At 72.2% G+C, this 21,162-nt stretch carries 21 protein-coding genes and 1 tRNA gene; 13 read left to right on the top strand and 9 right to left on the bottom strand.

Translation table 11 applies throughout. From position 1 onward, the window contains the following. Positions 1–823, bottom strand: an 823-nt coding sequence (locus ABZW03_RS16825) for a hypothetical protein (protein ID WP_355257997.1), incomplete at its 3' end; no start/stop codon positions are given. Between the two features lie 323 nt (positions 824–1,146). On the opposite strand from ABZW03_RS16825, the gene paaK reads away from it, so the two are divergent. From paaK to ABZW03_RS16800, 5 genes are all read left to right on the top strand, one after another. Further along, a complete protein-coding gene (gene paaK / locus ABZW03_RS16820; RefSeq protein ID WP_355257994.1) occupies positions 1,147–2,496 on the top strand; it encodes a phenylacetate--CoA ligase PaaK in 1,350 nt (449 codons plus the stop codon). 94 nt (positions 2,497–2,590) lie between these two features. Beyond that, positions 2,591–3,262, top strand: a complete 672-nt coding sequence (locus ABZW03_RS16815; RefSeq protein ID WP_355257991.1) for a methyltransferase — start codon at positions 2,591–2,593, stop codon at positions 3,260–3,262. A gap of 129 nt (positions 3,263–3,391) precedes the next feature. Next, a complete protein-coding gene (locus ABZW03_RS16810; protein ID WP_355257988.1) occupies positions 3,392–3,676 on the top strand; it encodes a hypothetical protein in 285 nt (94 codons plus the stop codon). 123 nt (positions 3,677–3,799) lie between these two features. Next, positions 3,800–4,237 (top strand): GNAT family N-acetyltransferase, encoded by a 438-nt coding sequence (locus ABZW03_RS16805; protein ID WP_355257985.1) that lies wholly within the window; start codon positions 3,800–3,802, stop codon positions 4,235–4,237. A 244-nt stretch (positions 4,238–4,481) separates the two neighbouring features. Beyond that, a complete protein-coding gene (locus tag ABZW03_RS16800; protein ID WP_355257982.1) occupies positions 4,482–5,888 on the top strand; it encodes a pyridoxal phosphate-dependent aminotransferase in 1,407 nt (468 codons plus the stop codon). Between the two features lie 90 nt (positions 5,889–5,978). Here the strand turns inward: ABZW03_RS16800 and ABZW03_RS16795 are convergent, their stop codons facing one another. After that, a complete protein-coding gene (locus ABZW03_RS16795) occupies positions 5,979–7,415 on the bottom strand; it encodes an aminopeptidase P family protein (RefSeq protein ID WP_355257979.1) in 1,437 nt (478 codons plus the stop codon). Between the two features lie 112 nt (positions 7,416–7,527). Here ABZW03_RS16795 and ABZW03_RS16790 point away from each other — a divergent pair, with 112 nt between their 5' ends. Next, the gene (locus ABZW03_RS16790; protein WP_355257976.1) at positions 7,528–8,160 is read left to right on the top strand and encodes an XRE family transcriptional regulator; all 633 of its coding nucleotides are present in this window, start codon (positions 7,528–7,530) and stop codon (positions 8,158–8,160) included. 105 nt (positions 8,161–8,265) lie between these two features. Then, positions 8,266–8,901, top strand: coding sequence for a hypothetical protein (locus tag ABZW03_RS16785; protein ID WP_355257973.1), 636 nt, complete (start codon positions 8,266–8,268; stop codon positions 8,899–8,901). Between the two features lie 39 nt (positions 8,902–8,940). On the opposite strand, the gene ABZW03_RS16780 is transcribed toward ABZW03_RS16785, so the two are convergent. Further along, positions 8,941–10,722 carry a radical SAM protein gene (locus ABZW03_RS16780; protein WP_355257970.1) on the bottom strand — a complete coding sequence of 594 codons (1,782 nt, stop codon included), beginning with the start codon at positions 10,720–10,722 and terminating at the stop codon, positions 8,941–8,943. Positions 10,723–11,010: 288 nt separating this feature from the next. Here ABZW03_RS16780 and ABZW03_RS16775 point away from each other — a divergent pair. Continuing rightward, positions 11,011–11,098: transfer RNA gene (locus ABZW03_RS16775), tRNA-Glu, on the top strand. A 452-nt stretch (positions 11,099–11,550) separates the two neighbouring features. Then, positions 11,551–12,078: a M35 family metallo-endopeptidase gene (locus tag ABZW03_RS16770; protein ID WP_355257967.1), complete on the top strand. Its 528-nt coding sequence runs from the start codon at positions 11,551–11,553 to the stop codon at positions 12,076–12,078. 61 nt (positions 12,079–12,139) lie between these two features. Here ABZW03_RS16770 and ABZW03_RS16765 read toward each other — a convergent pair whose 3' ends face one another. Then, positions 12,140–13,489, bottom strand: a complete 1,350-nt coding sequence (locus ABZW03_RS16765; protein WP_355257965.1) for a glutamate-cysteine ligase family protein — start codon at positions 13,487–13,489, stop codon at positions 12,140–12,142. A 451-nt stretch (positions 13,490–13,940) separates the two neighbouring features. Between ABZW03_RS16765 and ABZW03_RS16760 the strand changes: the two genes are divergently transcribed. Further along, the gene (locus ABZW03_RS16760; protein ID WP_355257963.1) at positions 13,941–15,149 is read left to right on the top strand and encodes an IS110 family transposase; all 1,209 of its coding nucleotides are present in this window, start codon (positions 13,941–13,943) and stop codon (positions 15,147–15,149) included. 70 nt (positions 15,150–15,219) lie between these two features. On the opposite strand, the gene ABZW03_RS16755 is transcribed toward ABZW03_RS16760, so the two are convergent. Then, positions 15,220–15,789, bottom strand: coding sequence for a hypothetical protein (locus tag ABZW03_RS16755; protein WP_355257960.1), 570 nt, complete (start codon positions 15,787–15,789; stop codon positions 15,220–15,222). A gap of 326 nt (positions 15,790–16,115) precedes the next feature. Between ABZW03_RS16755 and ABZW03_RS16750 the strand changes: the two genes are divergently transcribed. Beyond that, positions 16,116–16,502 (top strand): hypothetical protein, encoded by a 387-nt coding sequence (locus ABZW03_RS16750; protein ID WP_355257957.1) that lies wholly within the window; start codon positions 16,116–16,118, stop codon positions 16,500–16,502. A gap of 11 nt (positions 16,503–16,513) precedes the next feature. On the opposite strand, the gene ABZW03_RS16745 is transcribed toward ABZW03_RS16750, so the two are convergent. Continuing rightward, complete coding sequence (locus ABZW03_RS16745; RefSeq protein WP_355258000.1) at positions 16,514–17,554, bottom strand: Scr1 family TA system antitoxin-like transcriptional regulator; 1,041 nt, start codon at positions 17,552–17,554, stop codon at positions 16,514–16,516. A gap of 107 nt (positions 17,555–17,661) precedes the next feature. On the opposite strand from ABZW03_RS16745, the gene ABZW03_RS16740 reads away from it, so the two are divergent. Together ABZW03_RS16740 and ABZW03_RS16735 are read left to right on the top strand one after the other, a co-directional pair. Next, positions 17,662–17,985: a hypothetical protein gene (locus ABZW03_RS16740; protein WP_355257954.1), complete on the top strand. Its 324-nt coding sequence runs from the start codon at positions 17,662–17,664 to the stop codon at positions 17,983–17,985. 8 nt (positions 17,986–17,993) lie between these two features. Continuing rightward, on the top strand, positions 17,994–18,221 hold the full coding sequence (locus tag ABZW03_RS16735) for a hypothetical protein (RefSeq protein WP_355257952.1): 228 nt from the start codon (positions 17,994–17,996) through the stop codon (positions 18,219–18,221). A 227-nt stretch (positions 18,222–18,448) separates the two neighbouring features. Here ABZW03_RS16735 and ABZW03_RS16730 read toward each other — a convergent pair whose 3' ends face one another. From ABZW03_RS16730 to ABZW03_RS16720, 3 genes are read right to left on the bottom strand one after another with little or no spacing between them, the layout of a single operon-like run. Continuing rightward, positions 18,449–18,895, bottom strand: a complete 447-nt coding sequence (locus ABZW03_RS16730; protein ID WP_355257949.1) for a hypothetical protein — start codon at positions 18,893–18,895, stop codon at positions 18,449–18,451. A gap of 53 nt (positions 18,896–18,948) precedes the next feature. Beyond that, the gene (gene bioD / locus ABZW03_RS16725; RefSeq protein WP_355257946.1) at positions 18,949–19,707 is read right to left on the bottom strand and encodes a dethiobiotin synthase; all 759 of its coding nucleotides are present in this window, start codon (positions 19,705–19,707) and stop codon (positions 18,949–18,951) included. Further along, positions 19,704–21,008 carry an adenosylmethionine--8-amino-7-oxononanoate transaminase gene (locus ABZW03_RS16720; RefSeq protein WP_355257943.1) on the bottom strand — a complete coding sequence of 435 codons (1,305 nt, stop codon included), beginning with the start codon at positions 21,006–21,008 and terminating at the stop codon, positions 19,704–19,706. The genes bioD and ABZW03_RS16720 overlap by 4 nt, the downstream gene beginning before the upstream one ends. Between the last annotated feature and the right edge of the window lie 154 nt (positions 21,009–21,162).

Genomic DNA, 21,162 nt, shown 5'->3' with positions numbered 1-21,162 from the left:
GGCGCTGGGCGGGGGTGACCATGGCGGCGGCCAGCACCTCGGCCTCGGGGTGGAGCCGCGCGGGGTCGGTGAGCACGCCGCTCTGCTGGAGGGTGTGCAGCAGCGTGGCGAGCACGGCCCGGTCGAGCCGGGCGCCGAACTCGCGGACCTGCTCGGCGGTGACGCCGATGCCGTACTTCCAGGCGGCGGCCGAGGCGGCCTCGGCGTCGGCGCGCAGCCGGCGGTCGGCGGCCTCGGTGTCGCTGTCCGGGGCGCGGACGTGGGCGAGGACGGCGCCGAGCGCGTCGACGGCGGCGTACACGTCCTCCTGCCGGGGCTCGGGGCCGACGTGCAGGACCAGGCGCAGCGAGCCCAGGTCGTAGGCGTCGAGAGCACCGGACGTGCCGAGCCCGGGCTCCCGGCTGAGCCGCCAGAGCAGGGCGGAGGGCAGGCTGAGGTGGGTGGCCCGGGCGGCGGCGACGGCGGCGAGCTGCTGTGCGGGCCGCTGGTCGGGGTCGCCGCAGTGGACGGTGCCGCCGGCCAGCAGGGTGGCGAGGGCGAGGTCGACGGCGAGGTCGGTGACCGGGTGCAGCACGGTGTGCCGGATCGGGGGCGGGCCGAGGACGCCGGCCCAGTGGCGCAGCCGCTGCTCGGCGGCGCGGGCGGCGGCGGGCGGCAGCGCGGCGTGCTCGGCGACGTGCCGGGCGAGGGCCCGGGGCAGGCCGCCCGGCGGTGAGACGCCGAGCAGCAGGCCGATGCCGCTGATCGCGCGCCCGTCGGCGACGACGGCGGGTCGGTCGCCGAGTTGGCGCAGCGCGCTGACCAGGGCGGGAGTCGTGGGCACGGTGATCACTCCGGGGTGCGGGTCGGAACCGCACTACTGAACCACGGGGCCGGGGCGGGGGAGGCCGCCGGCGGGTCAAGCTTCCGTAATGATTTTCATATCGGAAAGCCAAGCTGTCGAGCGGGCGCTGTCGCGAGGTCGACCCGTGATCGCCATGAGGCCGCCGCCAAGTGGTCGGAACCGTACATTCCGGCGGGCCTGCGCGATCCCTTGACAGGTGGTTCGGGTACTGGATCAATGGAGCGGAGCACCCCTGACCGAACGATCGGTAGGCCTTTTCGAACGGCCCCGACCGGGCAGCGCAGAGCAGCGAAGGAGCGACGATGACCGGCACCGCACCCGTCCCGCGCCGACACCTCGGGGAGCCCCTGCCGCCGGAGCTCCTGGACGCCGGCGAGCGGATGGCGCCGGACGAGCTGCGCGCCCACCAGCTCACCCGGCTGCGGGCCACGCTGCGGCACGCGTACGACAACGTCGAGCTCTACCGCCGCAAGTTCGACGCCGCCGGGGTCCGCCCCGAGGACTGCCGCACCCTGGGCGACCTCGCCCGCTTCCCCTTCACCACCAAGGCCGACCTGCGCGAGGGCTACCCCTTCGGCATGTTCGCCGTCCCGATGGAACGGGTCCGCCGGATCCACGCCTCCAGCGGCACCACCGGACTGCCGACCGTGGTCGGCTACACCGACGGCGACCTCTCCCTGTGGGCCGACGTGGTCGCCCGCTCGATCCGCGCAGCCGGCGGCCGGCCCGGCCACAAGGTGCACATCGCCTACGGCTACGGGCTGTTCACCGGCGGCCTGGGCGCGCACTACGGCGCCGAGCGGGCCGGCTGCACCGTCATCCCGGCCTCCGGCGGCATGACGGCCCGCCAGGTGCGGCTGATCCTGGACTTCGAGCCCGAGATCATCATGGTCACCCCGTCCTACCTGCTGACCCTGCTGGACGAGTTCGAGAAGCAGGGCGTCGACCCGCGCACCACCTCGCTGCGGATCGGCATCTTCGGGGCCGAGCCCTGGACGGAGGAGATGCGGCGCGAGATCGAGGACCGGCTCGACCTGCACGCCGTCGACATATACGGCCTCTCCGAGGTGATCGGCCCCGGCGTCGCGCAGGAGTGCGTGGAGACCAAGGACGGGCTGCACATCTGGGAGGACCACTTCTACCCGGAGATCGTCGACCCGCTGTCCGATCGGCTGGGGGCCGACGAGGTGCTGCCCGACGGCGAGGGCGGCGAACTGGTCTTCACCTCGCTCACCAAGGAGGCGCTGCCGATCGTCCGCTACCGCACCCGCGACCTCAGCCGGCTGCTGCCCGGCACCGCGCGGCCGGCCTTCCGGCGGATGGAGAAGGTCACCGGGCGCAGCGACGACATGATCATCCTGCGCGGGGTGAACGTCTTCCCGACCCAGATCGAGGAGGTCCTGCTGCGCACCCCGCACGTCGCGCCGCATTTCCAGCTGCGGCTCGGCCGGCGGGGGCGGCTGGACCACATGACCGTCCGGGTGGAGGCCCGCCCGGAGGCCTCCACCGAGCAGCGGGAGGCGGCGCGGGCGGAGATCGTCCGGGCGGTGAAGGACGGGGTCGGGATCACGGTCGCGGCCGAGGTGGTGGACCCGTACACGCTGGAGCGCTCGGTCGGGAAGATCAAGCGGGTGGTGGACGAACGAGGGTGAACGGGGCCGAAGGGGAGTGAGCGGGGACGAACCCGGCCGGGAGCGGCGGGCGTTGCCGCCGGTGCGCCCCGCTGCGGGCCCTATGCTGCGGGGCATGTCGAGTGAGCTGCGCACCCTTCAGCCCGCCGAGGACCTCGCCTTCATCCGGCGGGAGACCGAGCTGAAGCCCGTCCCCTTCGTGCCCGAGATCGACCTGCACATGGCCGAGGACGCCATCACCCTGTGGGAGAGCACCGAGCGGGCGCGCGGGGAGGCCGGGCTGCCGCCGCCGTTCTGGGCGTTCGCCTGGGCGGGCGGGGTGGCGGTCGCCCGCTACGTGCTGGACCACCCCGAACTGGTCGCGGGCCGACGGGTGTTGGACGTGGCGGCCGGTTCCGGGCTGGTCGGGGTGGCCGCCGCGCTGTGCGGGGCGGCGGAGGTGCGCGCCGCCGAGATCGACGCCTACGCGGTGGCCGCGATCGGGCTGAACGCCGAGGCCAACGGGGTGCGGGTGGACGGCGCCCTGGTGGACCTGGTGGACGGCGACGGCGGGCCCGCCGAGGTGGTGCTCGCGGGCGACGTCTTCTACGAACGGGCCATGGCCGCCCGCTTCCTGCCCTTCCTGGAGCGGGCCGCGGCGCGCGGCGCGACCGTCGTGGTCGGCGACCCGGGCCGGGCCTATCTGCCCCGGGAGCGGTTCACCGCGCTGGCGGCGTACCAGGTGCCGGTGGTCGCGGACCTGGAGGACACCGCGGTCAAGACCACCACGGTGTGGCGCCTGGGCTGACGGACCGTCGGAGGTTCCGGCCCGGGGAGCGGGCGCCGTCGCCGTCGGACCGCCGTGCCAGAATGGTTACCGGCCGGTAATCGAATGACGGCCAGTCAGTGCACCACGTACCACCGCAAGGAGTCACCCATGCGTCGACGCATTCCCGCCCTCGTCCTGACCGCGGCCCTGGCCGGCGGCGCCCTGGCGACGGTCGCCCAGGTCGCCACCGCCCAGCCCGCGGCGGCCGCTTCGCACACCGCCGACCTCAACCAGATGCGCCAGCAGGTCTACGAGCTGCGCCAGAAGGCGCTGCGGATGGACAAGGAGGGCGAGAAGGAGGCGGCCCGCCGGGCCCGTGCCCAGGCCGACGAGCTGCAGCGCAAGATCAACGCGCTGGAGAAGGCCGAGCGCGAGGCCGGCCGCCACTTCTGACGGTCGGTATCCGACCTGTGGACGGTCCACCTCGGACGGTCCACCTCGGACCGTCCACGTCCCGGCCGTCCACGGCGCGGAATTCCCGGCGGCGCGGCGGGGGCGGCTGGTAGACAGGCGCGCATGACCGACCAGATCGCCCTGCGCGCCGCCGTCCCCGCCGAGATCCCCGCCCTGCTGGCCCTCTGGGCCCGGGCCGCCAAGGGCACCAGCATCACGGACGACGAGGCGGGGGTGGCCGCGTTGCTCGCCCGGGACCCGCACTGCCTGATCGTCGCCACCCCGGCGGACGACCCGGCGACCGTCCTCGGTACGGTGATCGCCGGCTGGGACGGCTGGCGCTGCCACCTCTACCGCCTCGCCGTCGACCCCGGGCACCGCCGCCGGGGCATCGGTGCCGCGCTGCTGGCGGCCGCCGAGGAGCGGTTCGCCGCGCTCGGCGGGCGGCGCGCGGACGCCATGGTGCTGGACGACAACGCGCTCGGCCACCGCACCTGGCAGGCGGCCGGCTACGCGCCCGAGCCGCAGTGGAGCCGCTGGGTCAAGCCGCTGCCGGCCTGAGCCCCGCGTGCTGCCGGCCCGGGCCCGCGTGCTGCCGGCCGGGGCCCGCGCTGCCGGCCCGGGCCCTGACGTCCGGACCCCGCCCGTGGTCCGGGCGCCCGTCGTCCGGACGGCCGTCGAGTGCTGGCGGCCGTCCCGGGCGCGTGGTCGGCTGGGGCCGATGCGTGTGCGAACGGAACCGTTCGGATCGTCCGACGCCGTTCCGGCACACCGCGGAGCCCGCCCACCCGACAGGGGACCCACCATGACCACCACCGCGAACGGACTCAGGCTCGGCCCGCCCCAGGCGGTCGCCGACCTGCACGCCGGCCTGCCCGACTTCGAGCAGGCCCTCGCCTTCTACCACCAGCACCTGGCCCCCGACACCGCGATCGACCTGTCCGTCGCGGAGAACGTCCTGCTGTACCACCACTCGATGCAGCGGGACGTCTTCGAGAAGATCCGGCTGATCCCCGAGGCGAACATCAAGTACATGGCCCCGGTCGGCATCCCGTGGCTGCGCCAGCAGGCGGCGGACCTGCTCAGCCTGGCGTTCGGCCGCACGGTCGCGATGGACGACGTGTTCGGCTGCGCCGGGGTCTCCTCCGCGCTGGAGTGCATCGCCTTCGGGCTCATGCGGCGGCGGGGGACGGGCGGGACACCGCTCGAGCCGGGGGACGAGGTGCTGATCCCGGCGCCGTACTGGCAGGGCTTCAACTGGTCCTTCCAGGAGCGGCCCGGGCTGAGGTGCGTCCCGGTCCACCTGCCCACCCACGGCGAGGACCGCTACCGGCTCACCCTGAACCTGCTCCGCAACGCCTACGAGGCGCGGAAGGAGGCGGGGCACAACCCGCGGCTGCTCGTCCTCACCAATCCGCACAACCCGCTGGGCGTCAACTACCCCAGGGAGCTGCTCGACGAGATCTACGGCTGGGCGCTCGCGGAGACCGACCTCCACATCATCTCCGACGAGATCTACTGTCACTCCCAACTCGACAGCGGGACCACGCCGTTCACCAGCGCGGTGGCCCTGGAGGCGTACCACGGGTTCGCCGACCGGATCCACCTGGTGTGGGGCTTCGCCAAGGACTTCGGGCTGTCCGGCTTCCGCACCGGATTCGTGATCTCCCGGAACGAGGCCGTGCACCGCGCCATGCTGGGCAGCGACGACCCGGCCGAGCAGACCCGCGCACTGCCCTGGTTCTCCCCGTTCGACTCGCTGAAGACCTACGTCGTCGGGGAGCTGTTCAAGGCCACCGCCGACGGCGAGCCCTACACGACGTACGCGATGCGCGAGTACCGCACGCTGTTGAGCGAGAGCTTCCGCAGGACCAAGGCGGCCCTGGACGAGGCCGGGATCGAGTACGTCCACCGGGAGGGCGACAACGCGGCGATGTTCTTCTGGCTCGACCTCAGCGGGTACCTCGGCAAGCGCGCGCCCGGCGAGCACGTGAGCGGGCTGCCGGCCATCGGGCCGGACGGGCTCGACCCGAACGAGGAGTGGCTGTTCCGCTACCTCGCCGCCAAGCCCACCGAGGTCTCCCTGCTGCCGGGCGGGACCATGCACAACGCGGAGCCCGGCTTCTTCCGGCTCTGCTTCACCGCCCGGCTGCCCGAGGACGTCGAGGCCGCCGTGCGGCGGGTCGGCGAGGCGCTGCGGCAGCTGTCGTAGCCGGGGCGGTGCGCCCAGCCGTACGGCGAGCGGCACCAGGGGCGTCCCCGGTGCCGCTCGCCGCTGTTCGGCCCCTCGCCGCTCAGCCGCTCAGCCGCGCAGGCGGGCCAGCCAGGCCTCGACCTCGTCGGAGCGGCGCGGGAGGTCGGCGGAGAGGTTCTCGTTGCCGTCCGCGGTGACCAGGATGTCGTCCTCGATCCGCACCCCGATGCCCCGGTACTCCTCCGGCACCGTCAGGTCGTTCTCCTGGAAGTAGATGCCCGGCTCGACGGTGAGCACCATGCCCGGCTTCAGCGGGCCGTCGACGTGCTCCTCGGTGCGGGAGTGGGCGCAGTCGTGGACGTCGATGCCCAGCATGTGGCCGGTGCCCGCCAGCGTGAAGCGGCGGTGCAGGCCCAGCTCGTACACCTTGTCCGCGCCCAGGTCGCCGAACAGGCCCCAGGAGGTGAGGTGTTCGGCCAGCTCGCGCTGGGCGGCGTGGTGGAAGTCGCGGAACCGCCCGCCCGGCCGCACCGCCGCGATGCCGGCCTCCTGGGCCGCGTACACGGCGTCGTAGACCTTGCGCTGGATCTCGGTGAAGCGGCCGCTGACCGGCAGGGTGCGGGTGACGTCGGCGGTGTAGAGGTGGTTGGTCTCCACGCCCGCGTCGAGCAGCAGGAGGTCGCCGGGCCGGGCGTGGCCGTTGTTGCGCACCCAGTGCAGGGTGGTCGCGTGCGGGCCGGCCGCCGCGATGGTGCTGTAGCCCACGTCGTTGCCCTCGACCCGGGCGCGGACGAAGAAGGTGCCCTCGATCAGCCGCTCGGCGGTCGCGGAGTCGGTGCCGAGCACGCGCACCACGTCCTCGAAGCCGCGGGCGGTGGCGGCGCAGGCGAAGCGCAGCTCCTCGATCTCGAACTCGTCCTTGACCAGGCGCAGTCCGGACAGGAAGACCTCGAACTCCTCGTCGCGCTCGGCGACCGCCCGGTCCGCGAGGGCCTGCTCCACGCCCGCGTCGTGGCGGCGCAGCACCCGCACCGGGCCGGCGGCGGCGCGCAGGTCGGCGCGGACGGTGCGCACGTCCCGGCAGGGCAGGCCGAACAGCCGCTCGCTCTCGGTCAGGCTGTTGCGGCGGCCGTCCCAGAGCTCGCCGTGGTTGTCCAGCCAGAACTCGCCGTTGTCGGTGCGGGAGCGGTCGCGCAGGTAGAGCACGGCCTCGTGGCCGCTCTCCCCGGTGGGGGTGAGCACCAGGACGCCGTCCTGGGACTGGTCGCCGGTCAGGTAGGCGTAGTCGGAGGAGGGGCGGAACGGGTAGTCGGTGTCGTTCGCCCGCACCTTGGGGTTGCCGGCCGGGACGACCAGCAGCTCGCCGGGGAAGGCGGCGGACAGCTCGGCGCGACGGCGGGCGGTGTGCCCGGCCTGCGGGACCGGCTCCAGGGCGGTGCGCTCGGTGTCGGCCCAGCCCTTGGTCATGTTCTCGGCGAGTTCGTCCGTGACGCCGCGGGTCAGGCCGTTCTTCCGGTACTTGATGGGCTCGGCGGGCTCGGTCACTGCGGTCTCCAGGTGAAGGTGAGGGAAGCGCGGCGCTTCGCTACGCTGCCCCGTCCGTCGGTGTGCGTCCCGTACGGTATATCGAACAGTGCCGGGAGAGAAGGGGTTCAGCGTGACCGCTGCCGAGGAAACCGTCCGGGGCGTCCTGGCCGCCAACCTGAAGCGGGTGCGGGCCCAGCGCGGCCTGTCGCTGTCCGAGCTGTCCCGGCGGGCCGGGGTGGGCAAGGCGACGCTCTCCCAGCTGGAGTCCGGGGCCGGGAACCCGACCCTGGAGACGGTGCTCGGGCTCTCCCGGGTGCTCGGCGTGCCGATCTCCGACCTGGTGGAGGCCCGGCCCGCCGGCGAGGTCACGGTGGTGCGCGCGGCCGACACCGAGGTGTTCAGCGGACGCGGCGTCGACCTGCGGCCGCTGCGCCGGATCGAGGCCGGGGACGTGGTGTTCGAGGTCTTCGACCAGGTGGTGCGGATCGACGGCACCCAGATCTCCGGCGGCCACGGCGGCACCGAGCACACCGTCGTCCAGGCCGGCCGGCTGCGCGTCCGGGCGGGCCGCCACGAGGTGGAACTCGGCCCGGGCGACTACATCGGCTTCGACGCCGCCCTGCCGCACAGCTACACCGCCGTGAGCGGCGAGCCGGTGCGCTCGGTGCTCCTGCTGCAGCACCGCTCGGAGCAGCGCCTGCACCTCGCCGACCCGGCGGAGGGCCAGGCGCCGCCCGGCCCGGCGCCGGGGCACGGGCACTGAGGCGGGTGGTGTGTCCGCCGGGCTGATCGTTCGGTTTTCCGAACGGCTTCCCCGGCCGGGGAAATTCCCGGCCGGTTGTCGGTGGCGTGCTGCAGGATGATCGCCATGACGGATGGAATCGCATGGCTCGCCGAACCCGGGGCGATCGCCTACGGCGGCTACAGCGTGGTGCTGGCCCGGGGAGTCGAGCCGGAGGAGCTGGTGGCCCGGATCGCCGAGGGGTTCCCGGGGTGCACCGCCCGGCCGCTCGGTGAGCTCACCGCCGAGGCGCTGGCCGAGGAGTACGAGCTCGAGTTCGCCGGCGAGGTCGAGGACATCGCACTGCACCACGGCCGCACCGGCGACCTCGCCTTCGCGGTGGCGTACGGCTACTGGCAGGGCGAGCTGAGCGTCCCGCCGGCCGCCTCGCGCGGCGGCGCCGAGGTCTACCACCTGGAGTTCGAGGAGGAGAACGGCAAGCCGGTGCCGCCGTTCTTCCACGGCTACCGGGACGGTCGGAGCACCTGCTTCCTCAACCTGCACCTGGACGGCAGCTGGGGCCCCGACGGCGTGGACGGCGAGCCGGACACCGTCGCCGCCCTGACGGCCGAGCTGGCCGCCGCCGGGCTGCCCGACCACGACCGCTCGGGCGAGGACCTTCACCGCGCCTGCCTGGAGGTCCTCGGCCGCCACTTCGGTCTCACCCTGCCGCGCGCCCTGGTGCGGGAGGCGGCGTTGCCCGCCGTCCTGCTGGAGGCCTGAGCGGGGGCTGTCGGGCGGGCTGCCGGGCCGGGGTCGGTGCTACCCGCGCCCGGTGCCTGCCCCGGCCGCTTCGGCTCCCGCCGCCTCGGCGGCGTCCAGTCGGGCGGCGATGTCGCGGGCGTCCTCGTACGTGGCGGGCGCGGCGCGCAGGCCGAGTTCGTCGTGCAGCGCGCTGGCCACCTTGGAGAGCCCGCGCTTGAGGTGGCTCGCCGGGATGGACGGTTCGGCGGGGCGGTGCGCCCGGAGGACCTCGGCGTCGGCGCGCAGCTGCTCCAGGGTGAACCGGCCCCGGTTGGTCCACCAGGGGATGTCCGAGGTGACCTGGTAGGCCCAGTGCCGGCGGCAGGCCTCCTCGAGGAGGTCGCGCACGGCCTCGACGCGCTTGCGGCTGAGCCCGCCGGAGGTGTACCGGAACTGGTCGCGGTTGAGGTTGAGCAGCTTCCGGTCCTCGCCGGTCACCTGCAGCCCGGACAGCTGGTGGAGCGAGGCGGCTCGCTCGTCCGGGGCCCGCCGGGTGAGCCGGTAGCGGCCGGACTTGATGGTCAGGATGTGCTCGCCGTGCTCCTCCAGGAAGGGCAGCCACCGCAGGGACCGGTTGATCGGCTCGCCGGGCACGCCGACGATGATGAAGACGTGGACCTGGATTCCGGCGTCGTGCAGGTTCCGGAGAATGCGGCCGTAATTCGCCGGGTGGTTCCAGGGTTTCGCCTCCTGCCGCAGGGTGTCCGGATCGAGGGATTCCAGCCCGAGTTGCACGGCGCTGCAGCCGGCCTCGGCCAGCGCCCGGCAGGCCTCCGGTTTCAGCAGTTGGTCGCTCGCGGTCAGATAGCACTGCCAGGTGGCGCGGTGTCCGATACGCGCGAGTTCCCGTCCGATTCTCAGCTGCCGGGGGATGGTGAGGTATTCGTCCACGAAATCGACGCGTTCCACGCCGAGCGCGGCGATGTGCTCGGCGACGCGGCGTTCGGACATCACCCGCGGCTTGTGCAGGAAGCTGTCGCTGCCGGCCGCGATCGAGCAGAAGCCGCAGCGCATGGGGCAGTTGGACATCGTGTAGAGCGGCGGCACGAAGTCCGGACTCCACTGCCGGATGGAGCGGTCGAACACCGGGGTGGGCAGAGACTCGTAGTCGACGGGGGCGGGCGTGCGCGGGTTGACCCGCACGGTGCCGCCGTCGCGCCACACCACGCCCGGGACGGTGGCCGGGTCGGCCCCCTCGACCAGCTCGACCACGGGCCGGAAGCCCTCGGCGTACACGATGGCGTCCCAGTGGTCGAACAGGGCGACGAACGCGGGGTCGTGGTAGGCGTCCATGGTGCGGGCCCAGTAGTTCCCGCCCATGAACAGCCGTACGTGCGGCAGCTGTTCGCGGACGAGACCGGCGAGCACGCAGGCGCTCACCAGCTGCCGCTCGTCGGCGACGCTGATGCCGACCACGTCCGCGCCGGCGGCGCGGATGCGGGCCAGCTCCGTCCCGGCGAAGTAGTCGTGGAAGACGTGCTCCTCGCGGTGGGCGAGCACCCACCGCAGTTCGCCGACGTCGCCCTTGAAGTGCCGTGAGTCGCACTTCACGTTGTTGCGCTCGACGCCGAAGTCCTCGAAGGTCGAGGAGGTGCTCGCCGAGACCTCCTCGAACAGGCGGCGGGCGTCGTGGCGCCGCAGGATCGAGGCGTCGGGGTCGCGCACGGTGCGCAGGGCCTCGTCGACCGGAGCGCCGCCGTGCCGCCGCAGGACGTGCTCGACGGCCTCGACGTAGCCGTAGTGCTGGACGACGTGGTGGCCGCGTTCTTCGAGGATCGCGCTGAGGTAGGCGATTCCCATCGGCAGGTGCCAGATGCTGGAGGCCGGCGGATAACTCAGGAATACCGAGCGCTGATCGGGCACGGGAGTCCCCCTGTCGGCAATGGGACCAACTGGGCCGAGAGTACGGCGGGATTCCGGGCCCGACAAGGGGTGGTGTGCTGTGGAGATCGAATTCACAAAAGGAATGCGGGGCCGGTTGATCGGTATTCGGGGGAGGCGGTTTCCGGCCGTCCGATATCGATCTCCGACGCGTACTTCACGCGCTGCCGGACGGCTGTTAGCGTTGTTCCCGTCGGAGTTCGACAGGCCGGGGTGGCGGAAGTGGCAGACGCGCCCGACCCTCGTGGTCGGGTGTCCCCCAGGGGGCGTGAAGGTTCGAAGCCTTCCCCCGGCACCTGAATCGACGAGGAAGCCCGTGCGGCCTGCTGAGCGAAGATCGAGCAGGCCGCCAGGCCGGCGGCACCCGTCAAGGCCTGGCACTCCAGCCGCGTTCTTCCGTTCCTGCTGGGCAACGCACTGGGAGCGGGGAGTGCGGTGATCTCGTCATCTTCCGGCTGCATTCACTCGAACGAGTGGTGGATCAGGCGAGTCTGCCCGCTGCGGGGGCCTTGGTATCTAGGGTCGCCTTCGTCTTGTCCTGACCGAAGGAGCCGAGGGGATCGCGGCAGACAGCCGCGTGACCGCGCACGGCGAGCTCGGCTGCAAGGGCCGGGGTCGGTCCGACGCAGCCGTCCACGACACCGGCGCATCCGGGACACCGGCGCATCCGGCCGTCGGCAGGGCACGGCCCCGCCGCGGTGACCGTCCGTGGCGGCGAGGGACCGTTGTACTCCTGGAGGGAATGGCATGACCGATTCGGACTCGTCACGTTTCTTGAACATGAGCGCCGGCCAGCAGAGTGCGGTGACACAAGCCGCCGAGGAAGCGCACAAGCTCGCGATGTCGGCGCACCTCTACCTTCAGCAGCTGAAGGAGGGCTCGCCCCGGTTCGAGACGTGGTTTGGAGAGTACAATTCCGCCAGTTACTCGAAGGTCGCAAAAACCTTCTACCTGCTGACCGGCGGAGAGCATCGGAAGAAGATTTCCGAGTTCACGTACTCCCTGGACCGCAGGGACAGCCAGCATGAATTCGGCTACGTCGATCCGAACAGGTACGGCGAGATCAACCTTTACCCGAACTTCTTCCGCTACTCGCAGCTCCAGCCCGGCATGCTGGTGCAGCTGGCCAGTGAGTTCGCCATCACCGGCGCCACCCAGCTACTGGCTTTCGACTCGGACCCGTGCAAGGAGCTGGCCCAGAAGGATCCGGGAAAGGCCATCGCCAACGCTGATTCCTACAGGCTTTTCGCACTGGCTCCGGAATTGGATTCCTAGGAATTCCACGAGGCGGTGGGCGGGCCCAGCAGCCGGCAGCTGCTGGGCCCGCGAAGCGCGGTCAGACCCGGTGGAGCGCGACGTAGCGGCGCGGATCGCGTCGCAGGTCCGTCTCCCAGCGGTCGGCGCACTGCTCGGCGAAGGTCCGCCCGGTGTGCAGCACCTCGTCCAGCGGGTCGAGGTAGGCCGGCACCTCGGGGCGCTCCAGGCCGGCGGCCACCCGGGCCTCCAGTCCTTCCCGGGCCAACCGGACCAGCTCGCCCGCGAGTTCGTGCACGCGGTCGCCGCCGAGCAGGGTGCGCAGGCCCTCGGCCGGGAACCTGCTCGTCGTCTCCCGCAACTGGGCCACGCTGTAGTGCCGCAGCAGCTCCCAGGCCGCGGCCCGGGACGGCGCGTGGTAGCTGAGCCCCGTCCACAGCGCGGGCACGACCTGGAAGTTCTCGTACGCGGGGCCGTCGGCCGCGCGCAGTTCGAGGGTGCGCCGGATCCTGACGTGCGTCCAGATCTGTGCCAGGTGGGCGGTCCAGTGGCTGGACAGCGGCCGGGTGCCGTCGTCGAACCCGTCCCGGAGGAGCGAGGCGAACGGCCGGTCGGGCGCGGGCCGGAGCGCTCCCGCCCTGTCCTGGTAGTAGACCATGGGGATGCGCAGCGCCCAGTCGACGACGTCGTCGATGCGCACGTCGGCGCGCAGGGCCGGGCGTACCAGGCCGCAGCGCTGCGGGTCCGTCAGCAGCCAGTCCCGGCAGCGGTGCGAGAGCAGTCCGTCGAGCCGGCCGCCGGACAGCGGCGAGTTGACGAGCAGCGCGGCGATCACCGGTGATGCGGCGGCCTGCATCCGCAGCTTCTGGGTGAAGTCCTCCTCGGAGAGGTGGTCGAGGTGCACCTGGGTGCACGTCGACATCGACAGGATCCTCGCCCCGCCGCTGCCCGCCTCGCCGAGGGCGGCGAAGTGGCTGCGCATCAGCGGGCCGCGGCTCAGCGGTACCCAGGGGACGGTCTCGATCCGGTCGAACGGCAGGTAGGCGCCCGGCAGGAGGGCCAGGTCGAAGCGCCGGAGGAGCTCCGCCAGCCGGGTGAGGGTGAGCCGTACGTCCGCCACGGCCGTGGCCAGATCGGCCGCCGGTGGGGCGGAGTACTCCAGCTGGCCGCCGTGTTCGAGCCCGATCAGGCCGCCGGCGGGCGGCTCGACCCCGACCAGTTCCCCCGCGTCGAAGAGCGCCTTGCCGTCCCACTCCGCGAGCACCGCCTCCAGGACGGCCCGCATCCCGCTTCCTCCCGGGTAGGGGGCGGCGAGCCCGGTCCGCGGGTCGACGACGCCGCACTCGATCTCCAGCCCGATCCGCTCGGCCGCCGTCGCGGGCGCCACCAGCGGCGCCCTGAGATCCTCCCGACCCAGCCCGGTCGTACCCATCCGCAAGCCTCCTCGCATCCGAACGGCCGCCCGCGGCCACCTCGGCGCTCAGTGAACCCCAGCGGCCCGACACCGGCCGGGAGGCCTCGCCCGACACCGGCCGGGTACGCCCGGCCGGGCGTGTGCGGGTGGGCGGGGGAACGGGCAGGGGCGGGTTCGTCCACGGACCCGCCCCTGCCCGGCCCTGCCCCCGTTACCTTTTTCGTGGCCCTGAAATGGGGCTCCTGGCCTCCGGGCCCGGCATGACTGTTGCCCCCTGTCGATCGCATGACCTGGGGGGTGGTGTCACCGCGGCCCGGAGCACCGTATGACCGCTGATGAGAGGCCTGACCGGCACCCGGCCGAGCGCAACGCCCGGCCGCCAACGGGTACCGGGTCTGCGTAACGTGGATGCGCGCGAACGGTGCCGACGGGCGAGGCCAGGGCGGATGAACGACCCTCGGGGGGTTCGGTGTTCGACACGAGTGACATCGCCGTCTTCCTCGGCCTGGACGTCGGCAAGGGCGACCACCACGGCCACGGCCTGACCGCCGCAGGCAAGACAGTCTTCGACAAGCGGCTTCCCAACAGCGAACCGAAGCTGCGGGCCGTCATCGACAAGCTCACCGCCAAGTTCGGCCGCGTCCTGGTCATCGTCGACCAGCCGGCCTCGATCGGCGCCCTTCCGCTCGCGGTGGCCCGTGACGCCGGCTGCGAGGTCGCCTACCTGCCAGGCCTGGCCATGCGCCGCATCGCCGACCTCTACCCCGGCGAGGCCAAGACCGACGCCCGCGACGCCCGCGTGATCGCGGACGCCGCCCGCACCATGCCCCACACCCTGCGCGCCCTCGAACTCGCCGACGAGACCGCAGCCCAGCTCACCGTCCTGACCGGCTTCGACCAGGACCTCGCCGCCGAGGCCACCCGCACCAGCAACCGCCTGCGCGGCCTGCTCACCCAGTTCCACCCCTCCCTCGAACGCGTCCTCGGCCCCCGCCTGGACCACCCCGCCGTCACCCACCTCCTGGAACAGCACGGCTCCCCGGCCGCCCTGCGCAAGGCCGGCCGGCGAAGACTCGTGACCCTGATACGGCCCAAGGCCCCGCGCATGGCCGAACGCCTCATCAACGAGATCTTCGACGCGCTCGACGAGCAGACCGTCGTCGTCCCGGGCACCACCACCCTGGACGTCGTGGTGCCCTCCCTGGCCCGCTCGCTCGCGGCCGTCCACGAACAGCGGCGAGCCGTCGAAGCCCAGATCAGCGAACTGCTGGAGGCCCACCCTCTTTCCACGGTCCTGACCTCGATGCCCGGAGTCGGCGTCAGGACCGCCGCCACCCTGCTGGTCACCGTCGGCGACGGCACCAGCTTCCCCACCGCCGCCCACCTGGCCTCCTACGCCGGCCTCGCTCCGGCGACGAAGTCCTCCGGGTCCTCCATCCACGGCGAACACGCCCCCAGGACCGGCAACCGGCTCCTCAAACGGGCCATGTTCCTCTCCGCGTTCGCCGCCCTCCACGACCCCGACTCCCGGGCCTACTACGACCGGCAGCGAGACCGCGGCAAGACCCACACCCAAGCCCTCCTCCGCCTCGCCCGGCAACGCATCAGCGTCCTGTTCGCCATGCTCCGCGACGGCACCCTCTACGAAACCCGCACCCCCGAAACCCTGCCGGCATGACCCGCCCGGCCTTGACGAAGGACATAGAGGCACCCCCCCGCGACTACCAGGTGGGCGTCGGGGCCGTCGGTCAGCCGAGCGTCAGCGACTTGGAGTGGGTCCGCCAGGCCTCGTCCACCTGCACGGTCTCGCCCTTGTAGCTGGGGCTGGCGTAGCCGGTGGCCTGGAACCCGGTGAACAGGTTGAACCAGCAGTTGGCGTACGGGCGCACCGAGTACACGTGGTTCTGGAGCGGGGCGGCGATGTCGAACGAGTAGTCCGCCTCGTTCCCGTCGTAGCAGCCGTGCGGGCCGGTGTAGGTGATCGACTGGCCCTCGAAGAAGAAGTCGTCGTAGATCGTGCCCAGGACCACCAGGTTGAGGCCGGCCTGGCCGTTCAGCTTCTCGGCGAACGCGTTGTCGCGGGCGGCCGCGGCGGCGCTCGCCGGAGCGTCGACGACCCGCCCGGCGGTGGCGAACGAGATGGCCTCCCGGTAGGTGCCGAAGCACTTCGACGGCCCGCCCTCCGCGCTCACCACGCAGTGCCCGGCCGAGCCGGTGGCCGCCGTGGGCTGGGCGACGGCCGTGGCCGCGCCGGACAGCGAGAGCGTGACGGCGGCCGCCGCGAGGACGGCACCGGTGCGCTTGACGAAGCGTGACATGCTTGATCAACTCCTGCCTCGAATGGGTGACTTGACGAGCGTCCGCTCTCACCGGAACGCCCATCGCCGATTCTGGGCGGTGATCGTGGGCGCGAGGTATCCGAGAAATCTAGGACATGTACGCGTCACCCTCGCCGTCGCCCCTCCCGGTCAACCGGCGCGCCGGCGGTCAGCCCCGGGGCGCGAACGGTGCGGGAACGGACCGTGAATTGTTCACCGGGTGGGTGAAAGGCCCGGCCGTCGCGCGGGGAGCCGGGGGCATCATGGGCCGCGACCGGGACGTCGCGGGACAGTCGCGGAACAGGAGTCGACCGAGGGGAAGGCCGATGGCGGAGTTCGGCTGCGCGAAGTGCTACGGCGAGGACGAGCGGGCCGTGTGGCGGCGGCAGCAGGAGGGCTTCGAGCACGAGGCGGAGGTGGTGGACGGCTCGCACTTCTCGGTGAACCTGCGGCGCTGCAAGGAGTGTTCGCAGCGCTTCGTGTGGATCTTCACCGAGGTCGTCGACTGGATGGGCGGCGACGACGCCCAGTACGTGACGATCCTGCCGGTGACCGGCGCGGAGGCCACCGGGCTGGTTCGCGGAACGCTGCGCCCCCACGACCTGGGCGCCCTCGGCCGCGGCCGCCGCCACCTCAACCACGACTGGCCCACCGGCGGCCCGGCCCGCCTCCACTGGCGCTCGGGCCGCTTCCTGGTGGCGGAAGGCCGCTGAGCGGCGAGGGGTCAGACGGTGCCGAAGTCGCCGGACTTGACGCCGGTGATGAAGGACTGCCAGGCGTCGAGGCCGAAGGCGAGCTGGGGGCCGTCGGGGTCCTTGCTGTCGCGGACGGGGAGGATGGCCGGGTGGCCCGGTGCGACCTCGATGCAGTTCCCGCCGCCGCTGCTGTACGAGGACTTCAGCCAGGAGTTGGGCTTGGCAGCCGAGATGGGGAACATGGCGTGGAACTCCTTGAGACGCGCGCGGATCAGAGTCAGCGTGTCCGCACATGAGAGGGCTTGGGCCTGGAGCCAATCGTAAGTCCTTGCGAGGGAGCGGATGTTCTCCTCGCTTTCCCGCTCCACGTAGCCCCGTTGTTTGGTTTCGAGGTAGGCCATCCATGCCCCGCTCGGGGAGGTGAGGAGCGTGTACGGCAAGAGCGACGGAAGGTTCTCGCCAAGACTGGATGGCGCGATCTGCAGCATGACGTGCGGGAGGCTGGCCACGCTCTCAAGCCGGCGAAGCTGTTCGGCCATGACGAAGGGGCCACCGACGGGCCGCAGGCAGCTCTCCTCCATGACGATGCGGATGGAGGGAGCGGGTTCCTTGTAGAGCACGGCTTGCCGCGCCATGCGGACATTCACGCGTTCGCTGACCTTGTCCTCAGGGATCTCGCCTCGCCGGGCCTCGGCGCTGACGATCGCTGTGGCGTAGGCCCGCGTCTGGAGCAGCCCGGGGATGACGTTCAGTTCGTAGACCTTGAAGGCGGTGGCCTTGCGCTCGTGCTCGATGAATGAGAGGAATCCGCCGATCAAGGTGCTGCTCTTGGCGGTCCAGTACAGGAGTTCAAGCGCGTCGCAGGTGTCGAGCTCCTTGTCGCAGCGCCGGACGAGGTTCAGCGGGGCGGGGCGGTCGCCGTTCTCGATCATGGAGATCAGCGAGTCGCTGTAGTTGGTCCGTCGTCCGAGTTCGACCTGCGTCAGACCCCTCGCCTTGCGGAAGCGCCGGAGCTGAACGCCGATGGCCGCGTTCGCAGATGAGGTCGGGTCGACGTCTCGCTGAGACATGGCGATCACCCATTTCCACAGTGCCCGGTGTCAAAGTGAAGCGCTTCCCATGCTAGCTCCGATTGGACACTCTTGGTGAGGGGATAACAACAGAGAGAGACTAGTCGGTGGATATGACGAACAATCAATCCGAAAGCCTGATTCTGCGGCGGAACTTTCCGGCCTGCCGGTGCCCGCAGTGCGGCGACTCCATCCCCGAGGCGCGGATGAGCGCCGACTCCTTCACCCCGGCGGCGCCGCCCGCGCGGCGGGTGGCGCCGCCTCCCATCCCGTACCGTCCCTCGACCATCGGCGAGCGGGTCTTCGACGTCCGCTCCGGCCGCTGGGCCGCCTTCATGGGGTGGCAGCACGGCCGCGCGTACCTCCGCCCGCTCACCGGGGGCGTCGAGTGGGACACCGAAGCGCGTTGGCTCACGACCACCGAACAATGAGATGCCTGATGAGCAGCATGATCGACAAGATCACGGCGGAGGACCGCCGCGCCGCGGCCGACGTCCTCGACGACCTCCAGGCCGTCCTGGAGGCCGCCTCCGTGAAGCTCCCGTCCCTCGGGATCGACTGGCGCTCGGCCAAGGCCACCGGCGTCATCCTGATCGACCTCGGGGCCGCCCGGCCGGACGTCATCGAGCGGCTGGTCGTCGTCCTCCGCAGAGGTATGCGGCCGTAGTCGGAGCCGGCGTCATCACCGCCGGAAGTCTCGTGTTCGCGGCATCGGTTCTCCTGATGATTCCCGAGCACGTTTCCCCGGCGGCCAGCGCGATGGCGTACGTCCTCGTCTTCCTCGCATCCTCGACCGGCGGATTCGCTTTCGCCGCCGGATGGATGAGGTCGCAGGCATAGAAAGCAGCGCGGGCTTCGAGTCACACTCGAAGCCCGCGCTCATTTCCCCGTCCCTCAGGTGCCGTTGAGCGCGTACGTGCGGAACGTCGCCAGCAGGGGCAGCACCTCGGTCTTGCTCGGGTCCTCCGTGACGGCCCGCATCGCGTCGATCACCGTGTGGGCGATGATCTTCGTCACCGAGAGGTCGTCCGCGGGCGCCAGCATGCCCCAGGCCTTCAGGGTCTGGGTGAGCAGCGCGCTCATCCGGGCGCCGATGTTGGAGCTGACCGCGTCCGAGATCTCGGCGATCTCCTCGTCGCTCATGGTCGCGCGCAGCCCGAAGGCCAGCGCCATCAGCGTGTCCATCGCATGCTCGCCGTACGCGGCGACCAGCGCCGGCAGCGGCCGTTCGCCGTCGCTGCCCGCCGCCAGGGCGGACAGTGCCTCGTCGTCGTCCTTCCACGCCGCCTCCAGGGCGGCCAAGGCCCGCAGGGCCTCGTCTGCGGTGAGCCCGTCTGTCATGGAAGGAACGGTATTGAGCCACCGGGCCGATCCGACAGGGCCGGAAGCCGGGATCACCCCTTCGAGCGAAGCGGAGCCGATTCCGGCCGATGGACGTGCGTGAAGTGCTCCACGTCCCAGCCGCCGCCCAGCTCAGGGCCCAGCGACGCGTACGCGAGGGCGGCGAAGTCCGCCGCGCCGCCCGACCGTTCGGGCAGCGCGCCGAGCAGCGGAGCGCCGGCCGAACGCGGCAGGTCGGCCAGATTGCAGCGCTCGGCGAGGCCGGGCGCGGCGGGCCAGGAGCCGACGAGCACGCCCGCGAGCGGCAGTCCACGGGCCGCGAGGGCCTCCGCCGTGAGGGCGACGATGTTGAGCGTGCCGAGGCCGGCGGAAGCCACGAGCACGACCGAGGCGGGGAGTCCCGAGTCGAGCACCGCCCGGGCCTGGTCGGCGAGCGTGCGGCCCTCGTCGTCGTACCGGACCAGCAGCCCGCCCGCGCCTTCCACAAGCACCAGGTCGTGTGTGGAAGCCAGGTCGGCGACCTCGGAGACCACCTCGGCGGGGGAGAGGTACGGCATCCCGGCCCGCCGGGCGGCGGTGTCGGGTGCCAGCGGCTCCGGGTACCGCGCCAGCTCACGAACCGTCAGTTCGCCTGCCAGTCGCCGGACTTCGTCGGCGTCCCCGGGCTCGCCCGGTGCCACGCCCGTCTGCCCCGGCTTGAGCACCGCGACCTTCAGGCCGGCCCGCAGCGCCACCGCCGCGACCGCCGCCGTGGCGACCGTCTTGCCGACGTCGGTGTTCGTGCCCGTCACGAACAGGATGCGCGCGCTCATCCCGCCACCGCCGCGGCGGTCACGGCGGCGGCGATCCGTGCCACGTCCTCGTCCTGCGTCACGTACGGCGGCATGGTGTAGATCAGGTCCCGGAACGGCCGCAGCCAGACGCCCTCGCGCGCCGCCGCCTCGGTGGCCGCCGCCATGTCGACCGGGTGGTCCAACTGCACGACGCCGATGGCCCCTCGGGTCCGTACGTCGAGCACGCCGGGGACGTCCGCCGCGGCCGCGAGGCCCTCGGTCAGCCCGGCCTCGATCCGCTTCACCTCCGTCGACCAGTCCTGCCCGAGCAGCAGGTCCAGCGAGGCGTTGGCGACCGCGCAGGCCAGTGGGTTGCCCATGAACGTCGGCCCGTGGGCGAGCACCGGCACCTCGCCGCGGCTGATCCCGTCCGCGATCTCGCCGGTGCACAGCGCGGCGGCCAGGGTCAGGTAGCCGCCGGTCAGCGCCTTGCCCAGGCACATCACGTCCGGCGAGACGCCCGCGTGGTCGGCGGCGAACAGCGCGCCGCTGCGCCCGAATCCGGTGGCGATCTCGTCGAAGACCAGCAACACCCCGTACCGGTCGCAGAGTTCGCGCAGCATCCGCAGGTACGCGGGGGAGTGGAAGCGCATCCCGCCCGCGCCCTGGACCACCGGCTCGACGATGACGGCGGCCAGCTCGTCGGCGTGACGGGCCATCAACTCCTCGAACCGCTCGGCGTATTCGGGGTCGAGCGGGGCGTCGAACCCGGCCGGCGGCTCCGGGGCGAACAACTGGCCGGGCAGCACCCCGCCCCACAGCTGGTGCATCCCGCCGTCCGGGTCGCAGACCGACATCGGGTGGAAGGTGTCCCCGTGGTAGCCGCCGCGCCAGGTGAGCAGCCGGCGCTTGGCCGGCCGGCCGATGGACTGCCAGTACTGCAGGCACATCTTCATCGCGACCTCGACGGCCACCGAGCCCGAGTCGGCGAGGAAGACGTGCCGCAGCGGCTCCGGGGTGATCTCCACCAGCCGGGCGGCCAGCCGGACGGCGGGCTCGTGGGTGAGCCCGCCGAACATCACGTGGCTCATCCGCCCCAACTGGTCGCGCACCGCCTCGTCCAGCACCGGGTGCCGGTAGCCGTGGATCGCCGCCCACCAGGACGACATCCCGTCCACCAGCTCCGTCCGTCCGCCCGCGAGCGGCTCGGCCAGGCGCAGCCGCACCCCCGAGGCGGATTCGACCACGTACGGGGTGACGGTGCCGGGCATCGGCCCGTAGGGGTGCCAGACGTGGGCGCGGTCGAGGGCGAGCAGCGTGTCCGCGGACAGCTGGGGCATGGTGGGTGACTCTCCAGTACGGGGGAACGGTCAGGCGTTGGGCGCGAGTTCGGTGCCGGCGCCGCGGCGACGGACCTTGACGAGGTCGCTGCGCAGCTCGTCGGCCTCGGGCTCCTCGACCGGCGAGGCCGGCGAGCCCGACGCGACAGATCGG

The organism is Kitasatospora sp. NPDC004799 (genome assembly GCF_040609095.1).
GTDB lineage: Bacteria > Actinomycetota > Actinomycetes > Streptomycetales > Streptomycetaceae > Kitasatospora.
The sequence above is the reverse complement of the archived record's forward strand: the minus strand, read 5'-3'. Positions and strand labels throughout refer to the sequence as shown.